Source organism: Streptomyces sp. AF1A (assembly GCF_047340315.1).
Taxonomy (GTDB): Bacteria; Actinomycetota; Actinomycetes; order Streptomycetales; family Streptomycetaceae; genus Streptomyces.
In genome coordinates, this window is the sequence record NZ_JBLEBI010000328.1 from 1 (window position 1) to 3,296 (window position 3,296).

3 protein-coding genes and 1 pseudogene are annotated in these 3,296 nt (G+C 75.1%); 3 read left to right on the plus strand and 1 reads right to left on the minus strand.

Features of this window, described 5'->3' with window-relative positions; translation table 11 throughout:
- Positions 1 to 659 (plus strand): annotated as a pseudogene (locus ACLU3S_RS36420) (primosome assembly protein PriA); the annotation flags it as partial.
- Positions 660 to 743: 84 nt separating this feature from the next.
- On the opposite strand, the gene ACLU3S_RS36425 reads toward ACLU3S_RS36420, so the two are convergent.
- On the minus strand, positions 744 to 1,283 hold the full coding sequence (locus ACLU3S_RS36425; RefSeq protein WP_413956259.1) for a hypothetical protein: 540 nt from the start codon (positions 1,281 to 1,283) through the stop codon (positions 744 to 746).
- Positions 1,284 to 1,562: 279 nt separating this feature from the next.
- Between ACLU3S_RS36425 and fmt the strand changes: the two genes are divergently transcribed.
- Positions 1,563 to 2,495: a methionyl-tRNA formyltransferase gene (fmt, locus tag ACLU3S_RS36430; protein ID WP_413956260.1), complete on the plus strand. Its 933-nt coding sequence runs from the start codon at positions 1,563 to 1,565 to the stop codon at positions 2,493 to 2,495.
- A 78-nt stretch (positions 2,496 to 2,573) separates the two neighbouring features.
- Positions 2,574 to 3,296, plus strand: a 723-nt coding sequence (locus ACLU3S_RS36435; protein ID WP_413956261.1) for a transcription antitermination factor NusB, incomplete at its 3' end; no start/stop codon positions are given.

The window sequence follows — 3,296 nt, forward strand, 5'->3', positions numbered from 1 at the left end:
TCCCCGCCGTGCCGGTGCGCACCTCCGGGCGCGAGCACGTGCTGGACACCGTGCCGGGCACACCCGCGCTGGTCGTGAGCACCCCGGGGGCCGAGCCGGTCGCCGAGGGCGGCTATGCGGCGGCCCTGCTGCTCGACGGCTGGGCCATGCTGGTGCGGCCCGACCTGCGGGCCGGCGAGGACGCGCTGCGCCGGTGGATCGCCGCGGGCGCGCTGGTACGGCCGCAGGGAGAGGGCGGCACGGTGGTCGTGGTGGCTGAGCCGACCCTCAGGCCCGTGCAGGCGCTGGTGCGCTGGGACCCGGTCGGGCACGCGGTCCGTGAGCTGGCCGAGCGGGCCGAACTGGGCTTTCCGCCGGTGTCGCGGATGGCCGCCGTGTCCGGGCCGCCCGCCGCCGTCGCCGAGTTCCTCTCGGCGGTCGAACTGCCCTCGGACGCCGAGGTGTTGGGGCCGGTACCGCTGCCGACGGCCCAGCCGGGCCGACCGCGCAGACCCGGGGCGCCGCCTGAGGGGGAGCACTGGGAGCGCGCGCTGGTGCGGGTGCCTCCGGGCAGCGGTGCCGCGCTGGCCTCCGCCCTGAAGACCGCCCAGGCCGCCCGGATGGCACGGGGGAGTGGCGAGGCGGTGCGGGTGCGGATCGATCCGCCGGACATCGGCTGAGGTCGCGGTCGCCGTGCGATGGGGGACGGCGTGCGGAACACGGCTGCCCTCCCGGCCGTTTCCGGGAGGGCAGGGGGGAGCAGGTCAGCCGTTGCGCGGGCTGGGGAAGGCCGTCGGCCGGGCGTCGTCGCGCAGCGACGGGCTGCCCGCGGTCGGCTGCGTCGGCAGGGAGCGGGCGGCCGGGACGGCCGGCACCGTGGGCAGGCCGGTGTTCACGTTGAGCGTGCGCGAACCGGACGGCTCCTGCCGTTCGGCCTCGGCGGCCGCCTGGGCCGCGGCCCGGCGCGCGCCGTAACGGCGGTGCACCGCCTGCTTGGTGACCCCGAGCGCCGAGCCCACCGCGTCCCACGAGAAGCCGAGCGAGCGGTCGAAGTCCACGGCGGCCGTCACCAGGGTCTCGACACTGTCCCGGAGTTCCTGGGCGAGACGGACCGTCGGGGCGGGGGCGCGTCCGTAGACGACGAAGCCCGTGGACGGGCCGGAGCGGCGCGGGCGGTAGACGTTGCCCAACTGGGCGGTGAGCGTACGCAGCGCGTCCACCTGCCGGCGGACCCGCTCGATGTCCCGCACCAGCAAGTGCAGGCTGGCCCGGGCCTGGGCGTCGTGGGTTGCGTGGTCGGCCATGAACAAGCCTCTCGAACCGGCGTTGAAAGAAATCGGGCGGCGAAAGCCCCCATGTGGTCAACTCTTTCTTGACCAACGCGTGTGCGCTCCGCTGGTCACGGGGTGGGGGCGTACGGGCATATGCCCACGCCTCCCTCTCATCCACGCGCCGCCCGCTCCCGGTTGGCCGCTCGGCCGTGCACGGTGCGGACGGTGATTCTCCGTCGGCCGCGCTCCCGGTGTGGTCATAGACTGGTGCGCTGCCCGTCCGACCCCCGCCCGAGAGGCCCGAACCCGCCCATGAAGCTCGTCTTCGCCGGTACCCCCGAGGTCGCCGTTCCCGCCCTGGACGCATTGCTCGCCTCCGGCCGGCACGAGGTGGCCGCCGTCGTCACGCGGCCCGACGCGCCCGCCGGGCGCGGGCGCAGGCTGGTCGCGTCGCCCGTGGCCGAGCGGGCGGAGGAGTCCGGCATCGAGGTGCTGAAGCCGGTCAGGCCCCGGGACCCCGAGTTCCTGGAGCGGCTCGCGCAGATCGCACCGGACTGCTGCCCGGTCGTCGCCTACGGCGCCCTGCTGCCCCGCGTGGCCCTCGACATCCCCGCCCACGGCTGGGTCAACCTGCACTTCTCGCTGCTGCCCGCCTGGCGCGGCGCGGCGCCGGTGCAGCACGCGATCATGGCGGGCGACGAGATCACGGGCGCCTCGACCTTCCTCATCGAGGAGGGCCTCGACTCCGGGCCGGTGTACGGGACGGTGACCGAGCAGATCCGGCCCACCGACACCAGCGGCGACCTGCTGACCCGGCTCGCCTTCGCCGGCGCCGGGCTGCTCGCGGCCACCATGGACGGCATCGCGGACGGCACCCTGAAGGCCGTGCCGCAGCCGGCCGAGGGCATCAGCCTCGCGCCGAAGATCACCGTCGAGGACGCCGAGGTGGACTTTGCGACGCCGGCGCTGCGCGTCGACCGCGTCGTGCGCGGCTGCACCCCTGCGCCCGGCGCCTGGACCACCTTCCGCGGCGAGCGTCTGAAGCTCATTCAGGTGGCACTGGTGCCCGAGCGGACGGACCTGGCGCCGGGCAGGCTCGTGGCGGGCAAGAACAGCGTGCACGTGGGCACCGGCTCACACGCCGTCGAGCTGCTCTGGGTGCAGGCGCAGGGCAAGAAGCCGATGCGCGCGGCCGACTGGGCGCGCGGCGTGCGCATCGCCGAGGGGGAGAAGCTCGGCGGCTGAACCCCGGGCGGCAGAGGTGCGGGTGCGCCGACGTAGGCTGGACACCGCACCCCATCTGATCTCCGGAGCACCTTTTTCGTGAGCGAGCAGCCGCGGCGGCCCCGTAAGCCCGCCAAGCCCTACCGGCGTCCCAAGAAGGACCCCGTCCGCATCCTGGCCTTCGAGGCGCTGCGGGCGGTGGACGAGCGGGACGCGTACGCCAATCTCGTGCTGCCGCCACTGCTCCGCAAGGCGCGCGAGAAGGACGACTTCGACGCCCGGGACGCCGCCCTCGCGACCGAGCTGGTGTACGGCACGCTGCGCCGGCAGGGCACGTACGACGCCGTCATCGCCGCGTGCGTGGACCGGCCGCTGCGCGAGGTCGACCCGCCCGTGCTCGACGTGCTGAGCCTCGGCGTGCACCAGCTGCTGGGGACGCGGATCCCGAGCCACGCCGCGGTGTCCGCGACCGTGGAACTGGCACGGGTCGTGCTCGGCGACGGACGGGCCAAGTTCGTCAACGCCGTGCTGCGCAAGGTGGCGCAGGACGATCTCGACGGGTGGCTCGGGAAGGTGGCGCCGCCCTACGACGACGACCCCGAGGACCACCTCGCCGTCGTCCACTCGCACCCCCGCTGGGTCGTCTCCGCGCTCTGGGACTCCCTCGGCGGCGGGCGCGCCGGTATCGAGGAACTGCTCGCGGCCGACAACGAGCGGCCCGAGGTGACGCTCGTCGCGCGGCCCGGCCGGGCCACCACCGAGGAGCTGCTGCGCGAGGGCGCCGCTGTGCCCGGGCGCTGGTCGCCGTACGCCGTGCGACTG

Coding starts and splice junctions, on each gene's coding strand:
- fmt (WP_413956260.1), top strand. CDS start 1,563: ATGAAGCTCGTCTTCGCCGGTACCCCCGAGGTCGCCGTTCCCGCCCTG.
- ACLU3S_RS36425 (WP_413956259.1), bottom strand. CDS start 1,283: ATGGCCGACCACGCAACCCACGACGCCCAGGCCCGGGCCAGCCTGCAC.